The organism is Anabaena sp. AL93, from assembly GCF_001672085.1.
Classification (GTDB): domain Bacteria; phylum Cyanobacteriota; class Cyanobacteriia; order Cyanobacteriales; family Nostocaceae; genus Dolichospermum; species Dolichospermum heterosporum.
Window position 1 is genome coordinate 1 of record NZ_LJOU01000084.1, and the last position, 21,701, is coordinate 21,701.

The following is a 21,701-nucleotide window of genomic DNA, read 5'->3' on the forward strand; positions in this document are numbered from 1 at the left end:
CCGCCACTATCTCCGAAAAGACCGTTCGACTTGCATGTGTTAAGCATACCGCCAGCGTTCATCCTGAGCCAGGATCAAACTCTCCATTTTGGTTCGTCTGTTATAAAGCTCTTTCTTAACCGTTTTTACAACCACGGTCAGGTTATTTTCTTTCTCTGACGCAGGGTACTTGTTGTATTCTGGCTTTCAAACTATAATATTTTCAAGGTTCGGTGTGCTGTTCAGTGTTGCCTCTTTTTGGCTGCTCTGTTCGGCACTTATTTAATATATCCAATCTACTTTGGTTTGTCAACTACTTTAGCAAACTTTTTTCGGCTTGTTTTTTATTTGCCTGAAAACTGCTCATAATGCTGGGTTTAGTCCACAATAGGTTAGGCATTGTTGACTCAAGGAAGAGTAGATAGTGAATTTTCAGTCAGTAATAGCGATATTGCATCAGTTTTGGGAACAGCATGGGTGCTTGATTGCCCAGCCCTATGATATGGAGAAGGGCGCGGGTACTAAGAATCCCCATACTTTTTTGAGGGCTTTGGGACCTGAACCTTGGTCTGTGGCTTATGTTGAACCTTGTCGTCGTCCGACTGATGGACGTTACGGCGAAAATCCGAATCGGTTTCAGCATTATTATCAATATCAAGTCTTGATTAAGCCGTCACCGGATGATATTCAGGAAATTTATCTGGATTCTTTACGGGCGTTAGGGATTTGTCCTGAAGACCACGATATTCGGTTTGTGGAGGATAATTGGGAAGATGCGACGGTGGGGGCTTGGGGTACTGGCTGGGAAGTGTGGTTAGATGGGATGGAAATTACTCAATTTACATATTTCCAGCAATGTGGTGGTATTGATTGCCGTCCTGTGTCTATTGAGATCACTTATGGTTTGGAGCGATTGGTGATGTACCTTCAGCAAGTGGAGGCAATTACTAAGATTCAGTGGACTGATAACATTACTTATGGTGATGTTCATCTTCAGGGTGAGATTGAACAGTGTACTTATAATTTTGAAGCGTCGAATCCTGAGATGTTGCTGACGCTGTTTGGTTTATATGAGCAAGAGGCTACACAATTAACGGAACGAGGATTGGTTTTACCTAGTTTGGATTATGTGATTAAGTGTTCTCATGCTTTTAATTTGCTTGATGCTAGAGGGGTAATTTCTGTGACGGAACGGACTCGTTACATTACTAGGATTCGGCATTTGGCGAGGAAGGTGGCTCATTTATATGTTGAGCAAAGGGAAAAGTTAGGTTTTCCACTTTTGATGAATACTTTAGAAGATTAATCTTAGGGACTTCCAATTAAAAAAATACCCAAAAATCTCTTGTGGTGCGGGCATCTTGCCCGCTAATCATCAAGGACGGGCAGGATGCCCATCCCACAAAATTGGGTAATTTATTTTTTGGTGTTCCCTTAAGCAATCGGATTTTTATTCAGATTTTTTTCAATACCTTTGATATACATAGGACTCCTATTTGATTTTTGAACAAAACTCGGTACACCTTAATATTCTGGAATCGTTTTGCCTCTTGCCTTCCTAAGTAGAAAAATATGGCTAACGCCGCGCTCCGCTATCAGGAATCAAACCGGATTCCTAGGCTTGGTGCTTTGGCATTTATTTTGATTTATGATGCAGACGAGTGGAATAATTATCTGTCTTAGTTATATTTTGGGTTTGCTGTTTACGGCAATTCCTTGGGGATGGTGACAAGTTCGTAAGAAAATTGGGCGATCGCAAGCTCGTTTATTAGGTGTTCCTGAATGTCCCCTTGTCAGTGCAATGGTTTTGGGTGGTAAAGCCGTTGATTTACCTTATAAGAGACTAGTGGTCTGTCAAGCTTAAAATTGTCTGTATCCAATTTTGGGAATCTTTGATTTGAGAACCGATTAAACACAAAAACAAAATTGACAGGCCACTAGATAATTCTTTTCATTATGGTGCGACGTGGTTAACAATGGAGAAGATGTATTTTTAGTAGTGTAAATTTATGCCTAGAACTCCTAACGAATATGCTGTCTTTTTGCTGTTAGACAATGGACATCGGGAAGAAGTGCGTTTTTCTACCTTTCCAGAATTTCAAAAATGGTATAGCGGCGTATTAACTCCAAAGCAGGATTCAAATGAGTTTATTAACGTACCGATTAAGAATATTCAAGGCGAATATCTAGTGGTGCGTCCGTCCAAGATTGCAGGAATTCGGGTAGAACCTGTTTTTAATTCTAGTATTGAAAGATAAACATGAGAAAAAACCTTACTTTGCTTGCCTTAAGTCTGGGAATTGCCTTTATAAATCCACTTTCCTCAGTTGTAGCTCAAGCTCCTAATTCGCAGCCAGTCACGATACCAGTGACCCCGGAAATACCACCTGTAGTAGTACCAGCCCTCGAACCTATTAATTTAGAAACTGTTTGTACCCCCCAGAATTGCTTAGGTTTAGATGAACAACTTTGGGGTAAACAGGGTGATAAACAAGCATTGCTGACCTCCATAGATAACAGTTTGCGCTATTTGGCAACTAATAAAGCTGTTACAGCCTATCAAAATTACCCAATTAAGGAAATTACCCTCAATCGGGTGCAGCGGAGTTTGCTACGCTTTCGGCAATTGGTTGTGAGTTCTCAGTCGGCGGCTGAACTACAAGCTGCTGTGCGGCGAGAGTTTGTCTTTTACCAGTCTGTAGGCAACGATGGCAAGGGAACTGTTAAGTTTACAGCTTATTATGAGCCTGTGTATGTTGCCAGCCGAGTTAGAACTGCTGTATATAAGTATCCTCTTTATAGTCTGCCGCCAGATTTCCAGAAATGGACAAAACCCCATCCTAAACGGATTGATTTGGAAGGCAAAAATGGGTTGCTGGGGGATAAAAGCAAGTTACGAGGGTTAGAAATTGTCTGGTTTAGTAATCGTCTAGATCCATACATGGTTCAGATCCAAGGTTCTGCCCAAATTAAATTAACTAATGGGCAAAGAACATCTGTTGGTTATGCTGGAGGAACTGATTATGCTTGGACTTCCATTGGTAAAGAACTGGCAAAAGATGGGAAACTGCCACTGAGTGGTTTAACCATGCCTAAGTTAATTACTTATTTTCGCCAAAATCCCAAGGAGTTAAGTAATTATTTACCCCGTTGGGAAAGGTTTGTTTTCTTTGCAGAAACCAACGGTACGCCTGCTACAGGTAGTATTGTTGTCCCTGTCACCGCGGAACGTTCCATTGCTACAGATAAGTCTCTCATGCCACCGGGTGCATTAGCCCTAATTATCAATTCATTTCCTTATCCTACTAATGGTGGCAAACTGGAATCTCGTCTAGTTAACCGTTTTGTCTTAGATCAAGACACAGGTAGTGCAATTAAAGGACCAGGAAGAGTTGATTATTTCATGGGTTCTGGTCAATTAGCAGGCGATCGCGCTGGTATTTCTGGCGGCAACGGTTCACTATTCTATTTACTATTAAAAGAATAGGAGTCAGTAAGTAGGGGCGCAGGGCTTGCGCCCTTTGTCAGGAGTAAGAGAAGACAGAAGAAAGAAGTTTCTCCCCCAGTCCCCAGTCCCTAATAAGGTGGATAACTAAATTCATCGTCATCCGCATATACATAAGAATTGGTAACACCAGACGTTTCTACCTTAGAAGCCTCTGGTTTAATTACTTCCTTACCAAATTCTTTGTATTCTTCAAAAGCCTTACAAATAATTTCCGACTCAGGAGAGTCTGAAGCAATCATATAATCTGTTAAAGTGGAAATCGTGGGATGTTTATAATCTACAGTTGAAGCCACCAAAGCAATATTCGGTTCTATTCCTCTTTCTTCAGGTTCAATTATAGGGCAAAAAATCCCATGAGCATGGAATAAAGGACCTTTAGGAGTTAGTGGTTTCTTTTGAAAACCAGCATAAGCTTTTTCCAATTCCCCAGCAAAACCGCCAGTAATTCGCCCTTGTTGATATTCAGCGTAATTTTTCCCAAAACTAGCGCCGGGTGAACCACTCAGAGTTAATTGCAGAGGTGATTGATGCAAAAACTTTTTATCTTCACCGACTAAAAAAATCAAATGGCGAGTATAAATTTTAAATTTAAGTTTATCAGCTAAAAACTCTTCTTTGTAATCTTTGTATGTACCTAATCTAATCTTGGTTTCCCGATCTTGTACCGACAACGGACCACGACGCACTATTACTAATCTAGGAGTAGTAGTAATAAATATTGTTTCTACTTCTCCAGAACTAAATTCATGTTCCACCTGTTGCCAATTATCATCTAGCTGAAATCCAACGGATTGAGCATTATCGCGGCTAATCGCTAAACCATAGCTTTGTAAACCATCTGTACCATACCGAGGATTGATCATTAAACCCCAGGGAATCACTTGGGACGGTGGGGCGTTGAACTTTTCGTCTTCAAAGTCGAATTTAGCAGATGCTTTCATGATTTTAGAATATCAGCGTGTTTAGTTTAATAAGTCTATCGTTTGTACCATATTTTGTACCATCTATCTCCGAGATTAGACACTTTCTGAATTAGATTGTAACAATTTTTGTTTAAATCCATTAATTCATCCCTTCTTATCTGCGTTTATCTGCGTTTATCTGCGTTCAATTATTCTTAATCTCCTACTCTATTTGATATTAGGGCAATTCATCAATTACCCTAACAACTTATCTCAACTACAATGCACCAGCCGCAGTTTTATCAAGAACACCATTACTTAAATGGCCAGTAATATTCATCGCTTGCAGAACTGGATAACCTTGAATCCCATGAGGATAATCAATGACACTCACAGCCCCATTACCTTGACGGAAGTTCCAGAAATTCTCGTTAGATAAACCGAGAATATGACACAACAAGGTTTTATTAGTGGCATCATGGGCGACGACCAATCCTAGTTGTAATTGCTGCGATTGGGCATTTTCGACTATAGTATTCCAATCAGCAACACTGCGTTCTTTTACCTGTGTTAAATTTTCTCCTTGTGGCATTTGCACATTGGCGGGGATTGTGCGCCAACTTTCTAATTCTCCAGGAAATTCTTGCTCAATTTCTGATTCAAATTTGCCTTCCCAAAGTCCGTGACTAATTTCTCTCAAACCAGCAAATAGTTCTAAGTTTAAACTGGCATGATATTTTAAGATAATTTCCGCTGTTTCCTTGGGACGGGACATAGTGCTGCTAACTGCAAAATCAATATTTACGTCTTTGAGAAATTCTGCGGCTTTTGCGGCTTGGTTTCTACCATGATCATTGAGGGGAATATCAATTTGTCCTTGAAATTTACCTTGACGATTCCATTCCGTTTCCCCATGACGGACTAATAATAATCTTACACCTTTGTGACCAGGACGTAGAGAAGGGAAAGTTTCACCCAGATGTTGGGTTTGATTCATAGATTCTAACTGCACAGGTTCGCCTAAACCACCGGCAAAATTCAAAATACTAATACCGCAGTTAGACTGTTGTAAACAATGGTAACGACTGGGGGAAATTCCCAACGCGGTGCTAATTAAGGCACGATTGATGCCATTATGACCCACAATCAGGATAGTTTCCCCTTGGTGTTGGGGGAGAATATCTTGCCAAAATTGCTTGGCTTGGGCGTATAAAACCAGAACTGGGAAATGTTCTTTAGTTCCTGAAGGTTCATCTAAAACCATGCGAAACTCGTGGGGATGTTTTTTCCAGGTGCGGTAATCTTCAGTAAACTTTTCTTGGACTTCACTTGTAGTCATTCCTACCCATAAGGGTAAATCAACTTCTACCAACTGTTCATCAATTTGAATGACAGCAGATTGTGTAGCCAATTGACTGCGGATAATTTCCGCTGTGGATTTAGCTCGCTGGAGGGGACTACTATAAATAGCTTGAAAGGAAATACTACTGAGGGCAATACCAGCTTGACTGGCATCATTTTGACCTTTGGCGGTTAAAGATGAGGCATCAGTACGCCCTTGAATACGTTTTTCTATATTGTAGGTACTTTGACCATGACGCACGATGATCACACGGGTCATTTTTTTTGTTTCCTCTATGCAAAGCCCTAATTTTACTACAAAATGTTCCGCCCGGGCGATCGCTCTCCTTGTTGATGATCTTTAAAATACAGACTTAATAATTAATACAGCCTAAATTAATAACTAAGCTGTAATTTTAAACAACATAATTCATCTATTTTAACTAGTTGAATAGGTGGAACTAGAATAGCTGTATTTGCCTCCGGTTCTAGAGCAAAAAATATTCAGAAGGAACAGGAATCAATAGGGAACAGAAAAAACTCATGTTTAGAAACATGAGATTGAAATAATGACACTATTTTTTTGTGCTACGCATCTCAAAAAACATCCTTTTTTGACTGAGATTTAAACTCTGAAACTTTAGTTTCTTATCTATTCCCTGTTCCCTATTCCCTATTCCCTGTTCCCTATTCCCTATTCCCTATTCCCTGTTCCCTCTTTTTGTAAACAATGACTGTCAATCATTACGACTTTATCATCGTTGGTACTGGTGCTGGAGGTGGAACTTTAGCCTACAAATTAGCATCCAGTGGCAAGAAAATTTTAGTTTTAGAACAAGGTAATTTTTTACCTAAAGAAAAAGCTAATTGGGATACTCAAGAAGTTTCTCGGAAAGAACGCTATCGGACTAGTGAACTATGGTATGACAAACACGGGAAAGCTATCAAACCTCTCACACATTATTATGTGGGTGGTAATACTAAATTTTATGGTGGGACTTTGTTTAGATTGCGTGAACGAGATTTTGAAAAGGTTATTCATGAAGATGGGATTTCTCCAGAATGGCCATTAAAATATCAAGATTTCGCTCCCTACTATGACGAAGCAGAAAAACTCTATGATGTACATGGTAAGCGAGGACTTGACCCTACTGAACCGCAGATTAATCAAGAATATCCTTTTTCACCATTGAGTCATGAGCCTTATATTCAAGAAGTCCATGACTCTTTAAAATATCAAGGTTTTCATCCTTTTTATCAACCACTGGCTATCAAACTCAATGAGGTAAATCGGAGTTTAAGTGCTTGTATTCGTTGTCATACTTGTGATGGTTTTCCGTGTTTAATTGATGGTAAAGCTGATGCGGATATCAATTGTGTTCGTCCAGCAATGACTTATGCAAATATCACATTAATAACTGAAGCAAAGGTAGTATGTTTACATACTAGCCCATCGGGTCGAGAAGTGACTGGAGTGGAAGTAGAAATAGGAAATCAACGGCAGATATTTTCTGGGGATATTGTGGTATTAGCTTGTGGTGCAGTTAATTCGGCATTGCTGTTACTGAAATCTGCTAATGAGCAACACCCCAATGGATTAGCTAATAGTTCTCATCTTGTGGGACGCAATTACATGACACATAATTTTGCTGTGGTCATGACTTTAAATACCAAGTTGAATAATACAATTTTTCCGAAAACTTTGGCTTTTACTGATTTTTATTGGGGAAATCAAGATTTTGCTTATCCTATGGGGAGTGTGCAATTACTGGGTGGGGCAAATAAGGATAAAATACTTGCTTATGGTCCGCCTTTGATGCCTAATTTTATAGCTGAGGCTATAGCGAATCATTCCCTATCTTGGTTAGTAATCACAGAGGATTTACCAGATTTTAATAATAGGGTTTTGAGTAGAAATGGGCAGGTTTTCCTGGAATATACTCATAATAATCAAAGGGCTTTTAATAAATTAATTCAGCAATGGATTCAGGTTTTACAATCAATTTCTGTATTTCAATCACCTGGAACTTTACATATTCCTCAAAAAATGGGTTTAAGAGAAGTGACTCATCAATGTGGTACTTGTCGTTTTGGAGAAGATCCCAATAATTCGGTTCTAGATATCAATTGTCGGACTCATGATGTTGATAATCTTTATGTTGTTGATGGGAGCTTTTTTCCTTCTAGTGCTGCGGTAAATCCTTCATTAACTATTATTGCTAATGCTTTGCGGGTGGGAGAACATTTATTGACAAGGATATAGTATTTGTGGTGGGGATGGAATATAATTAAGGGCGGGGAAACCCCTACAGGTCACGGTAAGCATTTTTTCTCAGAATCAGGATGTCCAGGATTAAAGGATGTACAGGATGAAAATAGGGATTTTATCACTAAGTAGGTGAACACAATAAAACCAAACTGTGTAAAGAAATGTAAAATCGCCTAAACCCTCTTCACTCTTGCCTCTTGCATGAGTGCCTTTTGCCTTGCCATAACGACAATTTTCAACGCCAACCTACTTAATTACCTATTGGCGATCGCCTGCGTGGCGTAGCCATAGTCGAAGTATCAGCCTTAACTAGATAACTAGCAATTTGAGTTAATAATATTTTTGATTGTTTTAAGAATTTGAAATGTCTAGCGTATCCATAATTAGACAAGTCAACTTTTAAAAGTGTATGATAAAAAAAGTGTTGTGGTGATCTGTCGTTATTTGATAATAATACCTGAGTTCCGTCTGCTCCTCTAGCAAAATCTAAACTGTCTAAATGCTGCATAGTTGAAAATATATATCTAATCTAAAAAGATAATTCTTGAAATAACTCTATCAAAGGCAGACTAAAATTAGGAATAACATCTTCTCCATTAAGACTATCTTCCAATTGCAAAAGCTGTGATGGCTTAGGTTTGCGATAAACTAATACACATTCTTCATCTGGCAAAATTACCCATGCTAAACGAGTTCCGTTTTCAAAATACTCTACTAATTTATTATGAATTTCTTCAAAAGTATTATTAGGAGAAATAATTTCTACAGCTAAATCAGGAGCGCCATCAAAAAAACCTTTGGGTAATCGTTTTAAACCTTGTAACCTTTCCTTAGAAATAAAAGCCAGATCGGGTGATCTTTTGTTACCAGTTTTCATTTTAAAAGCAGTGCTAGAATCACAAGTTATACCGAGTTTATGATCACGCACAAAACCTGTTAAAAAATATCCAAGAGTTAGAGCTAAGTAGCCATGTTCTACACCTGAATTTGCCACTATAATTAGCTCTCCGTCCACATATTCATAAAGATTATCATTTTCCTGCAATAACATAAATTGCTCATCTGTCAAAGCCTGATGATTAGCTAAAGGTTGAATTAATTCTAAATTTGTGATTGCAGCTTGTGTCATTAGATTTAACTCCACAGATGAAACTAATATCAATAATTATACAGCCCTGGCGAATAGAATATGGCTTCGCCACGCTCCGCCAACGCGGCTATACAAACAAAGTCCGCCTGCGCGGATTAAGATTAAATTAAGGTCTTTAACCTGCGAAGGCAGGTTTTGTTTGTGTAGATGCGGTTTCTAACCGCCGATTTCACTATTTATGCACTAATTCTATTGTACTCGTTGATATACTCCTTAGGAACGCAAATTTAATAACCTGCAATTCTGACTTAACCTGAAATGGTGCGTTACGCTGTCGCTAACACACCCTACTTTTGCACTTTATTTAATTCATACTCCTTAACAATTAAACTATTGATATATTTAGAAATTTCTGCATTAATATCAATTTTCTGCTGATTCGTGACATACTGTGTTAAATTGGTCAATGAGTAATCTTATCATCTGTTGACTAAAATAACTCTCATTATAAGATGAGAAGGTTTTAAGATTTAGCTGGAAATACTGTGATAATTAGTCCAAACTCTCATAATTATACCAAAAACAAATCAATTAGCACAGTGCGATGGCGTACCCTACGGGATCTTGCTACGCGGAGCGTCCCGGAGGGAACTAGCACTGCTGCAAGCAGATCGCCTACAATAGTTCTGTAGACAATCGCTTGCATAACTTAGAACTCAAAACAGGCTGAATTTATTTAATATTTTCCTGTAAATACTCGTTCGGCTGGTCCTGTCATGTAAATCCGGTTGTCAAGTTCTGACCACTCGATTTCTAGGGGGCCGCCGGGTAATTCTATGGTAGCGGTGCGATCGCATTTATCGTTCAATACACCCGCTACCAAGGACGCACAAGCACCTGTACCACAAGCGAGGGTAATTCCAGCACCTCTTTCCCAAACGCGCATTTTCAAATAGTTACGATTGACTATTTCAATAAATTCGGTGTTGGTTTTTTTAGGAAATACGGGATGATTTTCAAATTGGGGACCAATGCTTTCTAAATTAATCGCCGCAACATCTTCCACAAAGGTGATACAGTGGGGATTTCCCATGCTGACACAGGTAACATCCCAAGTTTTCCCGGCTACTTCCAAGGGTTGATTAATGACTTGAAACTCACTAGGTGATAAAGTGGTAGGAATTTCTTCTGCTAATAACCGGGGTTCACCCATATCCACTTTAACTTGACCATCATCAGTGAGTTGGGGGGCAATCACACCTGCTAAGGTATGAATATGATATTTATCTTTTGTCCGGGAAATGCCTTCTAGGTCTGTCAAAAATACCGCTAAACAGCGAATCCCGTTCCCACACATTTCCGGTTCTGAACCATCGGAGTTAAAAATTCGCATGGTGTAGTCAGTGCCTTTTTGTCCAGGAAGTGCGAAAATAACACCATCTGCTCCGATCCCAAAATGGCGATCGCACCACTGTACAGCTTTCTCTGGTGTTAATACTGGTGTCAATGAGGAACGGTTATCAATAAGAATAAAATCATTACCGAGTCCGTGATACTTAGTAAATTCGATTGCCATTTTGCCCTAAATGAATTATTAAAGATTCATTCATACTATTAAAAAATTTGTCAGTTGTCAGTTGTCGGTTGTCAGTCGTCAATTACCAATTACCAATTACCAATTACCAGTATAATATATGGCAACTAATCAATTTGATACTTCCCTACCTAGCATTCGTCAAGTCCAGAAGTGTATTAAAGAAAAATTAACCGTCGAATTTAGATTAATGACTGGTGATTTGATTACAGGTCGCATATTTTGGCAGGATCACAATTGTATCTGTGTTTTTGATGGTAATAATGAGCAAATTATGGTTTGGAAACAGGCGATCGCCTACATGAAACCATTCAGTGATACAGTAGCCTAAACAGGACTAAACCCACAGAATGCCAACAATTTTTAACGCCAACCTACTTAAATCTATATAAAACTGTGTTGCTTCTAGTTGCTTATCGGATTGACTGGATATTATTGCTTTGTCTAATATTTAAATTAACGGTGGAATTTAGCGAGACTAATCAACGTTAAGGATATTTTTACAATGTCTAAAATACGCATCACAGATATACCTGTATTCGCAGACATATCTATTGACCAACAAAAAATTATAGTAGGTGGTACGACTACTGGTCCGACTACAGCTATCGGGACAAACCCTGTACCCAATTACATTCCTTTAAACCCAATCATCAATAATTTTCTTACCAGTTTAGATATTAATGCTTTTGACTGGAAACCATACCTAGATAGTGTAGGATTCGACATAAGTTTACCAATGATCACGTGATAATTTTAACGCCTTACAAGGAAGACTGATAAAGGGCGGGGGAACCCCGCCCCTACGGAGGTTTAAATACCCCAGCTTAGTGTTAAAGGACGCTGGGCGAGAACTTGGCTATAAAGCTCTTCTAATTGGGTGATATTATCATTTAAGGTATAGCGTTCTAATACTCGCTTCCTGGCTTTTTCTCCCAACAATGTGGTTAACTCTGGATGATCTTGGCATAGTGGTAATAGGGTCTTTAACTGCGATCGCACACTGCTTGTATTAATCGCTACACCAGCCCCCTTTTCTAAAACTTCCCCGTCTGCACCCACGTCAGTAGCTAAACAAGCTACACCACAGGACATAGCCTCTAATAAAGACAAGGATAATCCCTCTACCAAAGAAGGTAAAATAAATACATCCGCCCCTCGTAAAATTTCGATCCGGCGATTTTCATCGGCGATAAATCCTAACCAGATGATGCCATGTTCTCGACCATAAAATGACTCCAGAGAAGGCTTTAATGGACCATCACCCACAATCAATAATTTGGTATTAACACCCATATCTGATTGCTTCCAAGCCCGCAAGAGAGATTCAACGTTTTTCTCTTGGGCGATTCTCCCTTGATAAACAAACAAACGTTCAGCCCCGAATTCGGCTTTAACATGAGAAACACCGGGAGAATACTTAACAGGATCTACACCATTAGGAATCACAGCAATTTTGCTGTCCCCAACCCCCATACCTGAGAGTAATTCCCGTTGAATTTGGGAAAAGATAATTACCCGATCATAATGATCTAAAAAGGGAGCATAAAGTTGATAAGCTAAAAGCTGGGTACTAGATATTAATTTTGCTCCCTTCCCTGCAAATGGAGTGTGGAAAGTAGCAATGAGGGGCAAATTTAACTCTTCGCAAATTTCTGGTAAAACAAAATCTAAAGTTGATAGAGTCAGAGAAGCGTGGACTATATCTGGTTTAATTTCCCGTAGTGAATCTTTCAAAACCTTAGTTGCTTTGAAAGAGGGAATTGTGTAAACCTGAGATTTGTAGATAAATGGTAAAGGAACTTCTTGAAAATTAGGCCAATTGTCAGTTGTCGCTTCTTCTTGAGCAAAGTGCAGAAAACTAACCTCGTGTCCCCTGTCTAGTAATCCGTTGGTAATTTCTCGACTGTAGGTGACGTTACCGCAAAAGGGTGTTTTTTTTCCAATCCAAGCTATACGCATTCTTCGGTTATCTATAAAAAAACGAGGGTAAAATATACTGTTTTTATTATGAAGTTGTTATAGCCGAATTTTTGGTATTCACAAAAACTCAGATATCTCTAACTTTAAAACCTAAATAATCTGGGCAGTTAAACAATCAATAGCTTTATTGATAATGCTAATAATTCATAAAGTTTTTAACTTGATTACAAATTAATATGCTGATTATTTGGTTGATTCCCAGCAAGTATTTTGCATCTTGCTGGATTAAGTTTAGCACGAAACCCAATAGTTTGATGCAGTTTCTGGCTATTTGCCATCTGAGGACTCACTAGAATTATACCAAGTAAAGAGACCGCCAACTAAGACGATCGCAGCTAAGGTAAAAAATACTGCTTTTAAGCCGATAAAAGTTTCCGCCACACCAGCTAAAGCCAAGGGGAGAGAAAGAGCAATATTAATCACGTTATTTTGCAGTCCAAATACCTTACCTCGCATAGCTGGGGGTGTTTCGGTTTGGATTGCAGTTTGCATAGGGATACCCACCAAAGCCCCAAATATTCCCACCAAAGCTATAAATAGCAGCACGGGTAAAAGTTGAGTGGTGAACAGTGATAAACCAATTAAAGATCCTGTCATACCTAGACAACCCCAAAAACTCAGTTGTTTATAGGAAAAGCGTTGTCCAAATTGTCCGAGAATTGTCGCCCCAATAGCCACACCAACACCAGCAGATGCTAATAAAAAGCCGAATTGAGAGGCTTTCAGATTGGGAATAATTTCTGCCATACGAACTGCCAGCACAGTCAGGGCGGCAAAGACAGAAAATAGGATAATTAGTTGTAATAAAGCATTGCGGATGCGATGATTTTCTTGGAGGTAACGTAACCCGTCGCGCAAGTCTGACAAAACATGGGGAAATTCTGTTTCCGGGGGATGGGGTTTTTCGTTAGTTTGGAGTAGAAATAATATTAACCCAGCGATCGCATAACTACCACCCACCAAAATTTCCTTACCCAATCCCCCACCACCGCCTAATTGCCCCCACAGTCCGTCTGCTAATGCCAACACTGGTTCTCCTACCGCAAAACCCACAATCACCGAAGCCATCATTGTCGTTGTGTAGAGAGAATTAGCTGAAAGCAAATCCTGTTCTTTGACTATTAAAGGAATAGCCGATTGTTCTGCCGGGGCAAAAAATTGTGTTAAGGTAGAAACCAAAAAAGTTACTCCTAAAATAATCAAAAAACCCACAGGCAAAACGCCAATAGGCTGCCAATCATGGGTTAACCATAACAGGGTAGGAATAAGTAAAACCAGAATACCACGCCAAATATTTGATGCTACCAAAACAACTTTTTTTGACCAACGATCTACAAATACCCCAGCTACAGAGCCAAATAATACGGCAGGAATTGTAAACGCTATCATTAAAGCCGAAACCCAACCGCTAATACTTTGATCACTAGCTTGAAACTGGCTATTAATCAAAGCAATCATCAATACTAAATAAACCTTATCGGCTAATTGACAGAAAACTTGACCCGCCCAAAGAGCGAGAAAGTTAGGGTTTTTTAATACAGGTAAAAACCCCGCCTGTTGATTATTTGCAGAATCCGTACCCCCAGAATCGGCATCTATTAATGGCAATGTTTCCGGCGTTAAATCCGTCGTTAATTTACCATTCAATTCCGCACCTTTTAATAATGGATCAGATTTTATTTCTGAGCCTTGAGAAATATCAGTTAATGGAATTTCTGATGGGCAACTTCCATCTTCAGAAACATCTTTTAGTGACATTTCTGGACTATGAATATGACTAAGTTTAGGAGCAGAAGCAACATTATGATCTGATGCTTTATGCTTTTTTTTAGCGTCGCTAGGTGAGTGAGTTCGGCTTTTTTTATTTAAATCAGACGATTGCATCATGGTTGGCGGCAAAATAGGAATCAATCAAAGTGGCAGAGCGAATAGGTTGTCCTAAATGATACTGAACATACTGGCGTAAAATTTGCTCAACAGCTAACCATCCAGAATAGTCGGCCACATCTATTTGTATTATCTCTGTTTCCGACAGATGTTGAAGCATAACCAGTTGTTTCCCATTCAACCGACGAGAAATAATTGGTAACTCCTGGTGGTGAAAAACCGTTTCATAGCTAGGGTTAGAAGACCAGAATTGGGGATTGGAAACATTTGTCTGGCTTGTTTGTGTCATTTCCCTATTTTCCCGTTTCTCCTGCTCCATTTCTGTTCGCAAGGTTTTCCAAGCGTCTAAACAAATTATGCCACCAGAAGGAATGCTAAATCCAACTTGCCAATGGGGATTTGTCCAGTCTGGGGTTAAAAGCCGTTGAGTTAAACAACAAGACTCTACTTGTGGTGTTAGTCCCGCTAAGGATAAAAGTTGAAATACACCTTGAGCTAGATAGGCAACTACACAGTTTATTTCTATTTTTGGTATATCCTCTAGCCGCTGAAGATGCTCATTAAATAACTCATAAAGTTCTGTTTGCGGTTGTTCGCTTAACGCTTGACACAAAACTATTTCCGCTAAATATTGACTAGCAGCTAATTTACCCAAATCCTTAGATAAACCCGGATAAGTTTTGATAGTTTCAGCTTGAGTAATTCTATCGAGATTTCGTCCTTGGGAAATGAGTAATTCATTAATGACAAACATCCCCATTCTCCCCCCCAAGCTGGAGTTTTGTTTCCGTACTCCCGTCGCAACTGCCCGAATTAAACCAAATTCTTGAGTTAAAATTGTAACTATTTTATCAGATTCGCCCAATGCTTGCGCCTTGAGATTAATACCAGTTGCTTTGTAGGTTTTACTCATTTTTAGTCAGTGGTCAGTGGTCAGTGGTCAGTGGTCAGTGGTCAGTAGTCAGTAGTCGGTGGTCAGTAGTAAAGGAAGAACAACAGACAAAGGACAACTGACAAAGAACAGCTAAACAAAGGACGACTGACTACTCACTCTTTTCTTTTTCTGGGTAATTGCGTTGACGAAGTAAATCCACACCGCGGGATGTACCTAGTCTAGTCGCACCAGCCATAATTAACTCTAAAGCATCATTATGAGTGCGAATACCTCCTGATGCTTTGATGCCTACACGATCTTTTGCTATCTCTTTCAAAAGCTTCACGTCAGCTACAGTTGCGCCACCATTCCAACCTGTACTAGTTTTTAAGAATGCAGCACCAGCATCCAAAGCCAGTTCCGCAGCGATTTGTTTCTCTGTATCCGTCAGCAAGCTAGTTTCTAAAATTACCTTTACAGGTTGTCCAGCTTCTTCACAAATTGTGGCAATTTCTCGGTGAACTTCCTCTGTTTTTCCCGCTTTTAACCACCCTAAATTAATAACTACATCCAACTCAGTAGCACCATTGTCTACTGCTTCTTTAGCTTCATATAACTTTACGGCTGAAGTATTTGCACCATTGGGAAAACCAATGACTGTACAAACTTGAGGATTTTTTTTATAGAGAAGTTCTGCTACTTGCTTGACATAGCAGGGATTTACACATACCGCTGCAAAGTTATATCTATATGCTTCGTCGCACCATTGACTAATCTGCTCTGGGGTGGCAATTGGTAATAGCAGAGAGTGATCAATAAATGGTGCAATATCAATATTTGGATAGTCTGCTGCCATCGTTTTTGTTTTTGGTGTAAAGTTGATTAAACTTGATGAAAATTAAAGTATTTCTTATATATTAAACTACATATCAAGAGAAGTCAGAAAGTAGGGGCGCAGGGCCTGCGCCCTTATTCTTGCGAACCAGTGTTTAAAAAGTCAAGAATAGTTTGTGCTAAGGCTTTTGCTGCTAAGTAGGGAACACCATTACCAACGGTTTTAAACATATTCGTAAGTGACATATTTTCTGGAAGGGAAAAATCTTCGGGTAAAGATTGAATTGCTAAAGCTTCGGCTACAGAAATGCGTCTGATCTTATAAGGATGTAAATGCACCTCATTATTACCATAGCAAGCTGTGGGAGAATAACGCCACCTGTGCAAACGTTTAAATGATTTTTTGGAATCATCTCCTTCAGCAATAGTAGCAAATTTTGTTTTACCTGCTCTTGGTTGAAAATGATGTTGAGCATTAGGATGGTTGAGAACGTGATTTTTTCTAAACCAATATTCAACAGTGAGTTTTTCAGGAATATTTTTAGGACAAGGAATTATGGAATCCTCTTGAAATGGCTCGCATTTATTCCAAGGATACGTAAATATTTGTTCTTGAGGATATAAAATATGGTTTTCCCAAGGAAAAGTAAATTCATCTTTGATTTTTATATCTTTGAGAAATTTAGCTTGAAAGCCTATTAAAATAATTCTATCTCTATCTTGAGGGACACCATATTCAATAGAATTAATTAACCGTTCTGTTAAGATATAACCGAATTTTTGTAATTTAATTTTTAGTTCTTCAAAAAATAAACGGTGTTTTGTAGTTCTCCACAAACCTTTAACATTTTCAAATAAAAAGAAATCGGGTAGATTTTGACAAATTAATTCAACATAAGCAAATGAGAGTTTACCATTATCACCTAAATGTCCTTTGTTTTTGCCACCAATAGAAAAATCAGGACAGGGTGGACCACCAATAAAGCCAATTACATTATTTGATTTACGAGAATCTTTGACTAATTCATTTAATCGTTGTGCTGGTGTTCCTACTATTAATTTACTTACGTCTGCGGCCTCTTCTTGATGATATCCATATTCAGGTTGGGGGAGATTGAGAATTTCCCGTGAATAGCGATATGCGGACATGAATGGAGGGAAGATTTCGTTAACGTAAGCGATGTTATAGCCTGTGGTTTCAAAACCTAAATCGAGGAAGCCTGAACCGGAAAAGAATGAGAAGATAAGGGGGGTAGACATTTGACATTATGAACGGTTTAATTTTTTGTTTAGCTTTCTTAGGAATTATATTGATTGTACAAAGAATATTTAGCGTATTTATACTAATATTGGTACAAGTAGCACAAGGGATAATTCCTAGAGGTTCAGATTTCACCATAATTCTGCTATGATCAGAGGCTGTGGGATTTGCCCCTAGTCTTGGTGCTTATTGCCCATTTGTGTATTTTAAACCATTCGTCCGCCTAAGACTGAAGCCGTGATTGGCGACAGGCCGATGTTATTCTTGGAGTTCTATGTCTTTTTCTAATCTCGGCTTGTCCCCAGAAATTGTCCGTGCTGTCACTGAGCGGGGATATGATAAACCTACACCAATCCAGACACAGGCTATTCCTGTGGTGTTGTCTGGTGGTGATATTATGGCTGGAGCGCAAACGGGTACTGGTAAAACTGCCAGTTTCACTCTGCCATTGTTACATCGTTTGTCTGCAAATAAGGGCATTTCTAGTAATTCTCATGGATTTCCGCCAATTCGCGCCTTAATTCTGACTCCTACTCGTGAACTCGCTGCACAGGTGCAAGAAAGTGTCCGTGATTATGGTAAATATTTGAATTTGAATTCAATGGTGATGTTTGGGGGAGTGAGTATTGGTCCCCAAAAACAGAAATTGAGAACCCGTGTAGATATTTTGGTTTCAACTCCAGGACGATTGTTAGATCATGTGCAACAAGGGACTGTGAATTTGTCCCGTGTGGAAGTGTTGGTACTGGATGAAGCAGACCGAATGCTGGACATGGGGTTTATTAATGATATCCGGCGTATTCTTTCACTTTTGCCTAAACAGCGGCAGAATCTGCTATTTTTTGCAACTTTCTCTGATAAAGTTAAAACTCTTGCGGTTGGGTTACTAAATAACCCGACTATGATTGAAGTCGCACGCCGAAATGTGACTGCGGCAACGGTATCACAAAAAGTTTATCATGTAGACCGCGATCGCAAACGCCAATTACTTTCTCATCTAATTCGAGAAAACAAATGGTATCAAGTATTAGTATTTAGCCGCACCAAGCATGGTGCTGACCGGTTGGTGAAGCAGTTGGGTGAAGATCGCATTCAAGCGCTCGCTATTCACGGTAATAAGAGCCAGGGAGCGCGAACTCATGCTTTAGCCAAGTTTAAAGATGGGACTTTGCAGGTATTGGTAGCAACGGATATTGCTGCGCGTGGTCTTGATATTAGCGAACTACCTCACGTTATTAATTACGATTTACCCAATGTCCCAGAGGATTATGTGCATCGCATTGGTCGGACTGGACGCGCTGGTGCGGAAGGTCAAGCGATTTCCCTTGTATGTGTTGATGAACATCATTTGTTAGCGGATATTGAGAAACTCATTGAGCAGCGTTTACCGAAAGAAGTGGTAGATGGTTTTGGAGTCAACCCAGAAATTAAAGCTGAACCAATTCCCAATGGACGCAAAGCTCCTTCTGGTGGTGGTGGAAATCAGCGGACTCGTCGTTCTGCTCCTAAATCTGCTTCTTCAAAATCACCTAGACAGCCTTCTTCACGCACAGCCGCAGGGGATAAAAAGCCTGGTTCTAGTTCTCCTACACCACGTCGTTCTGGTAAACGTAGGTAATAGCTGAGTTGATAATTGATAACTGACAATTGATAATTATCAACTTTTACCCATTCCCCGGATTATTTTTGGGGTTTGGGAACTGATATTTGGTGAAATCGGTTCTTTGTAATTTATGATACAATTAGCACAGGTATTACTATTATCTACTGATAAATATGGACTTTGTTATTTTAGATACTGAAGGCAACCCAAATTTAACTGAATTAGCTATTGTTAATAGTCAAGGTGTGGTAATTTATGAAGGTTTTTGTGATGGTAATTCTCATGGTTTTCAAAATGTTTTAAATCTCAAAAGTCTCAAAACCTTATTAACAGACTTTTTGACTATTGTTGAAGATAAAAAAATTATCTGTCACTATGCAGAACATGATATTGATATCCTCAAGCATAGTTTTCGACAAGTTGGTTTACCTTGGCATAATTTAGAATTTGATTGTACTTGGATTTTAGCTAAAGACTGTTTTCCAAATTTAGAAAGTTATTCTTTAGAGTATCTGAGTAAATACTTGAATCTGCGAGCTAATAATCAATATTTTCTGCCGAATATGGCACATACCGCTAGTTATGATGCCACATTTACTTATCATCTTTATAGAAAAATTATGTTAGAACATCTCAAAAAACAACCTAATCCATTTACTAGCAGTCGAGTTGACACTCCTTTTCAACATCATCCAGATTATGCTGATACTTATCATCGAGAATTTCAGATTTTACAAACTTCTTTAAATAACATCAAATTAGATCCTAATCATCAGAGTAAAGGTGTTGTTGTTATTGGAGAACCAGGTACTGGTAAAACTCATTTAATGATGCGACTGGCTAATGAGAGATTATCAAGTAATAGATTACTGTTTGTTCGGCAGCCTAATAATGCTCAATCTGTACTTTATCATATTTATAGTAGAATTTTAGAATCTCTAGTTGAGAAAGCCGGAAATTTACCTCAATTATACTCTTTAATTATTAACACTTTTCGGAAAATAGTTAGTCTTAATGATAGAGATGTTACACAAAAAGATATAGATATTTTAAAAGCCTTATATGATTTAGAAGATAATAGTATTAGTGCTTTAAGTAAAGAAAATACACAACGAAAACGAGAATATTGGCAATATATAGAAAAGACTATTAATGAATGGTGGATGAGTAATTATGCTCCGGGTAGTTTTGCTTTATCTATCATTAAAGGCATGGTTAAATATTGCAGTTATACAGATTATAAATATAGAAATATTAGCACTCGTTGGTTAGCCGGAAATGTTTTAACTGACGAAGAATCTGAAACCGTTGGTTTACCAAATTGGGGAGAAGAAATTAGTAAGGAAGCTTTTTCGTTAGAAGCTATTTCCGTTTTAGGTAAATTATCTATTTTGGATGAACCTTTAATTATTATTTTTGATCAATTAGAAGGTTTAGGACTTCCACACAATCAAGAAATTTTGTTAAATTTTGGGGAAGGTATCAAAGAAATTTTCACTCATGTTCCCAATAGTTTAATTATTTTGAATTTATTTCCTGATAGGTGGGAAAAATTTCAAACAATATTTGATCAATCTATTATTGGGAGAGTAGCTCAATATCAGGTTTCTTTACGTCAACCAACAGAAGCGGAAGTTAAATCTATTCTCAAAGTGAAAATACAAACTGTAGATATTACCTTAGAACAGTTATTTTTACCTGAAGATTTAGATGATATTTTAGGGAAGAAACCTATTCGGGCAGCTTTAAATCGGGCGGCTAAATACTATGATCATAGAGTTAATGGAATTTCTTTACCAGACGAAAGAAAACCAATTCGGGAATTAGATGGTAATGAAAAAATAGAACAGCAATTAAAATTTTTACAGCAACAGCAACAAACATCAATGGAAGTTTTAAGTCAACTAATTCAAGCGATACAATCACCTAATGCTGTTGATTTAAGCAACTTACAGAATAAATTAGCAACTTATTTATCTGGTGAAACTACAATTCCCGTAAATCCTCTAATTGAATATCTGAATGAACATAGAATTGAGTTAGAACAAAAATATCATAATCCATCTATTATTAGTGATGGTGATGATGTTGGTAAATTGAAAAATATTGCTGAAGCTTTAACTCATATCCAGTCATTTAAATTAAGCCAATATCGTTTAGGTAAGAAGGTATTACCAGAACATATTGTTATTGAAAAGGGAAATCAGTATCATGTAATTGCTTTTTTAGAAATTAGTGGTACTCCCTTTACGAGTCGGATTAGTAATTTCAATGAATTAGTTATTAATAATTCCCAAAGCCAATTTTATTTAATCAGAGATGAACGTCAACCAGGTATTACTGCTAAAGTTGGTAAGGAACGAATTAAACAACTAGAAAATAGTGCTAATGGGAATTTTATGTTGTTTAATAAAGAAGATAGGATTCTCTTTGATTTGATTTATGATCTGATTATTAGTATTCATAACAAAGATTTAGATATAGATTTGGAATCAGCTTTAACTTTCGTTACCACTCATCAAGAATGGTATCACTGGATTTTTACAAAGTTTGGTTTTACGCTACCCAAACAATAA

General features: G+C 38.3%; 18 protein-coding genes, 1 rRNA gene and 1 pseudogene. 9 read left to right on the plus strand and 11 right to left on the minus strand.

The genetic code is table 11. The annotated features are described in order from the left end of the window. A 16S ribosomal RNA gene (locus AN486_RS19915) occupies positions 1-90 on the minus strand; the annotation flags it as partial. A 313-nt stretch (positions 91-403) separates the two neighbouring features. Here AN486_RS19915 and glyQ point away from each other — a divergent pair. The 4 genes and pseudogenes from glyQ (at position 404) to AN486_RS19935 (ending at position 3,466) form a co-directional block, all read left to right on the plus strand. Next, positions 404-1,285 carry a glycine--tRNA ligase subunit alpha gene (gene glyQ / locus AN486_RS19920; RefSeq protein ID WP_053539358.1) on the plus strand — a complete coding sequence of 294 codons (882 nt, stop codon included), beginning with the start codon at positions 404-406 and terminating at the stop codon, positions 1,283-1,285. A 342-nt stretch (positions 1,286-1,627) separates the two neighbouring features. After that, a pseudogene (locus AN486_RS19925) lies at positions 1,628-1,816 on the plus strand (hypothetical protein); the annotation flags it as partial. A gap of 172 nt (positions 1,817-1,988) precedes the next feature. Then, on the plus strand, positions 1,989-2,237 hold the full coding sequence (locus tag AN486_RS19930; RefSeq protein ID WP_027401636.1) for a hypothetical protein: 249 nt from the start codon (positions 1,989-1,991) through the stop codon (positions 2,235-2,237). A 2-nt stretch (positions 2,238-2,239) separates the two neighbouring features. Continuing rightward, a complete protein-coding gene (locus AN486_RS19935) occupies positions 2,240-3,466 on the plus strand; it encodes a murein transglycosylase A (protein ID WP_053539359.1) in 1,227 nt (408 codons plus the stop codon). An 89-nt stretch (positions 3,467-3,555) separates the two neighbouring features. Here the strand turns inward: AN486_RS19935 and AN486_RS19940 are convergent, their stop codons facing one another. Continuing rightward, on the minus strand, positions 3,556-4,428 hold the full coding sequence (locus AN486_RS19940) for a DUF5895 domain-containing protein (protein ID WP_168636901.1): 873 nt from the start codon (positions 4,426-4,428) through the stop codon (positions 3,556-3,558). Positions 4,429-4,666: 238 nt separating this feature from the next. Then, the gene (locus AN486_RS19945; protein ID WP_053539361.1) at positions 4,667-6,010 is read right to left on the minus strand and encodes a histidine phosphatase family protein; all 1,344 of its coding nucleotides are present in this window, start codon (positions 6,008-6,010) and stop codon (positions 4,667-4,669) included. A gap of 450 nt (positions 6,011-6,460) precedes the next feature. Between AN486_RS19945 and AN486_RS19950 the strand changes: the two genes are divergently transcribed. Then, on the plus strand, positions 6,461-7,993 hold the full coding sequence (locus tag AN486_RS19950) for a GMC family oxidoreductase (RefSeq protein WP_053539362.1): 1,533 nt from the start codon (positions 6,461-6,463) through the stop codon (positions 7,991-7,993). 256 nt (positions 7,994-8,249) lie between these two features. Here AN486_RS19950 and AN486_RS19955 read toward each other — a convergent pair whose 3' ends face one another. From AN486_RS19955 to dapF, 3 genes are all read right to left on the minus strand, one after another. Next, positions 8,250-8,507: a hypothetical protein gene (locus tag AN486_RS19955; RefSeq protein WP_290602251.1), complete on the minus strand. Its 258-nt coding sequence runs from the start codon at positions 8,505-8,507 to the stop codon at positions 8,250-8,252. Between the two features lie 21 nt (positions 8,508-8,528). Further along, on the minus strand, positions 8,529-9,128 hold the full coding sequence (locus AN486_RS19960) for a Uma2 family endonuclease (RefSeq protein ID WP_174763373.1): 600 nt from the start codon (positions 9,126-9,128) through the stop codon (positions 8,529-8,531). 697 nt (positions 9,129-9,825) lie between these two features. Continuing rightward, positions 9,826-10,665 (minus strand): diaminopimelate epimerase, encoded by an 840-nt coding sequence (gene dapF, locus AN486_RS19965; protein ID WP_290602254.1) that lies wholly within the window; start codon positions 10,663-10,665, stop codon positions 9,826-9,828. A gap of 118 nt (positions 10,666-10,783) precedes the next feature. On the opposite strand from dapF, the gene AN486_RS19970 reads away from it, so the two are divergent. Together AN486_RS19970 and AN486_RS19975 are read left to right on the plus strand one after the other, a co-directional pair. Then, positions 10,784-11,014 (plus strand): RNA chaperone Hfq, encoded by a 231-nt coding sequence (locus AN486_RS19970; protein ID WP_053539364.1) that lies wholly within the window; start codon positions 10,784-10,786, stop codon positions 11,012-11,014. A 174-nt stretch (positions 11,015-11,188) separates the two neighbouring features. Beyond that, positions 11,189-11,434 carry a hypothetical protein gene (locus AN486_RS19975; protein WP_290602256.1) on the plus strand — a complete coding sequence of 82 codons (246 nt, stop codon included), beginning with the start codon at positions 11,189-11,191 and terminating at the stop codon, positions 11,432-11,434. A gap of 62 nt (positions 11,435-11,496) precedes the next feature. Here the strand turns inward: AN486_RS19975 and AN486_RS19980 are convergent, their stop codons facing one another. The 5 genes from AN486_RS19980 to AN486_RS20000 all read right to left on the minus strand — a co-directional run bounded on the left by AN486_RS19980 (position 11,497) and on the right by AN486_RS20000 (position 17,521). Further along, entirely contained in the window at positions 11,497-12,645 is a 1,149-nt protein-coding gene (locus AN486_RS19980; protein ID WP_027401627.1) for a glycosyltransferase family 4 protein, read from the minus strand. 288 nt (positions 12,646-12,933) lie between these two features. Then, positions 12,934-14,553, minus strand: a complete 1,620-nt coding sequence (locus AN486_RS19985) for an MFS transporter (protein ID WP_290602259.1) — start codon at positions 14,551-14,553, stop codon at positions 12,934-12,936. Further along, entirely contained in the window at positions 14,537-15,466 is a 930-nt protein-coding gene (gene recO, locus AN486_RS19990; protein WP_290602261.1) for a DNA repair protein RecO, read from the minus strand. The genes AN486_RS19985 and recO overlap by 17 nt, the downstream gene beginning before the upstream one ends. A gap of 130 nt (positions 15,467-15,596) precedes the next feature. Next, positions 15,597-16,283: a deoxyribose-phosphate aldolase gene (gene deoC, locus AN486_RS19995; RefSeq protein WP_039200300.1), complete on the minus strand. Its 687-nt coding sequence runs from the start codon at positions 16,281-16,283 to the stop codon at positions 15,597-15,599. Between the two features lie 113 nt (positions 16,284-16,396). After that, entirely contained in the window at positions 16,397-17,521 is a 1,125-nt protein-coding gene (locus AN486_RS20000; RefSeq protein ID WP_053539368.1) for a DNA cytosine methyltransferase, read from the minus strand. A 275-nt stretch (positions 17,522-17,796) separates the two neighbouring features. Here AN486_RS20000 and AN486_RS20005 point away from each other — a divergent pair, with 275 nt between their 5' ends. Both AN486_RS20005 and AN486_RS20010 read left to right on the plus strand, forming a co-directional pair. Further along, the gene (locus AN486_RS20005) at positions 17,797-19,140 is read left to right on the plus strand and encodes a DEAD/DEAH box helicase (RefSeq protein ID WP_053539369.1); all 1,344 of its coding nucleotides are present in this window, start codon (positions 17,797-17,799) and stop codon (positions 19,138-19,140) included. Positions 19,141-19,298: 158 nt separating this feature from the next. Further along, on the plus strand, positions 19,299-21,701 hold the full coding sequence (locus AN486_RS20010; RefSeq protein WP_053539370.1) for an exonuclease domain-containing protein: 2,403 nt from the start codon (positions 19,299-19,301) through the stop codon (positions 21,699-21,701).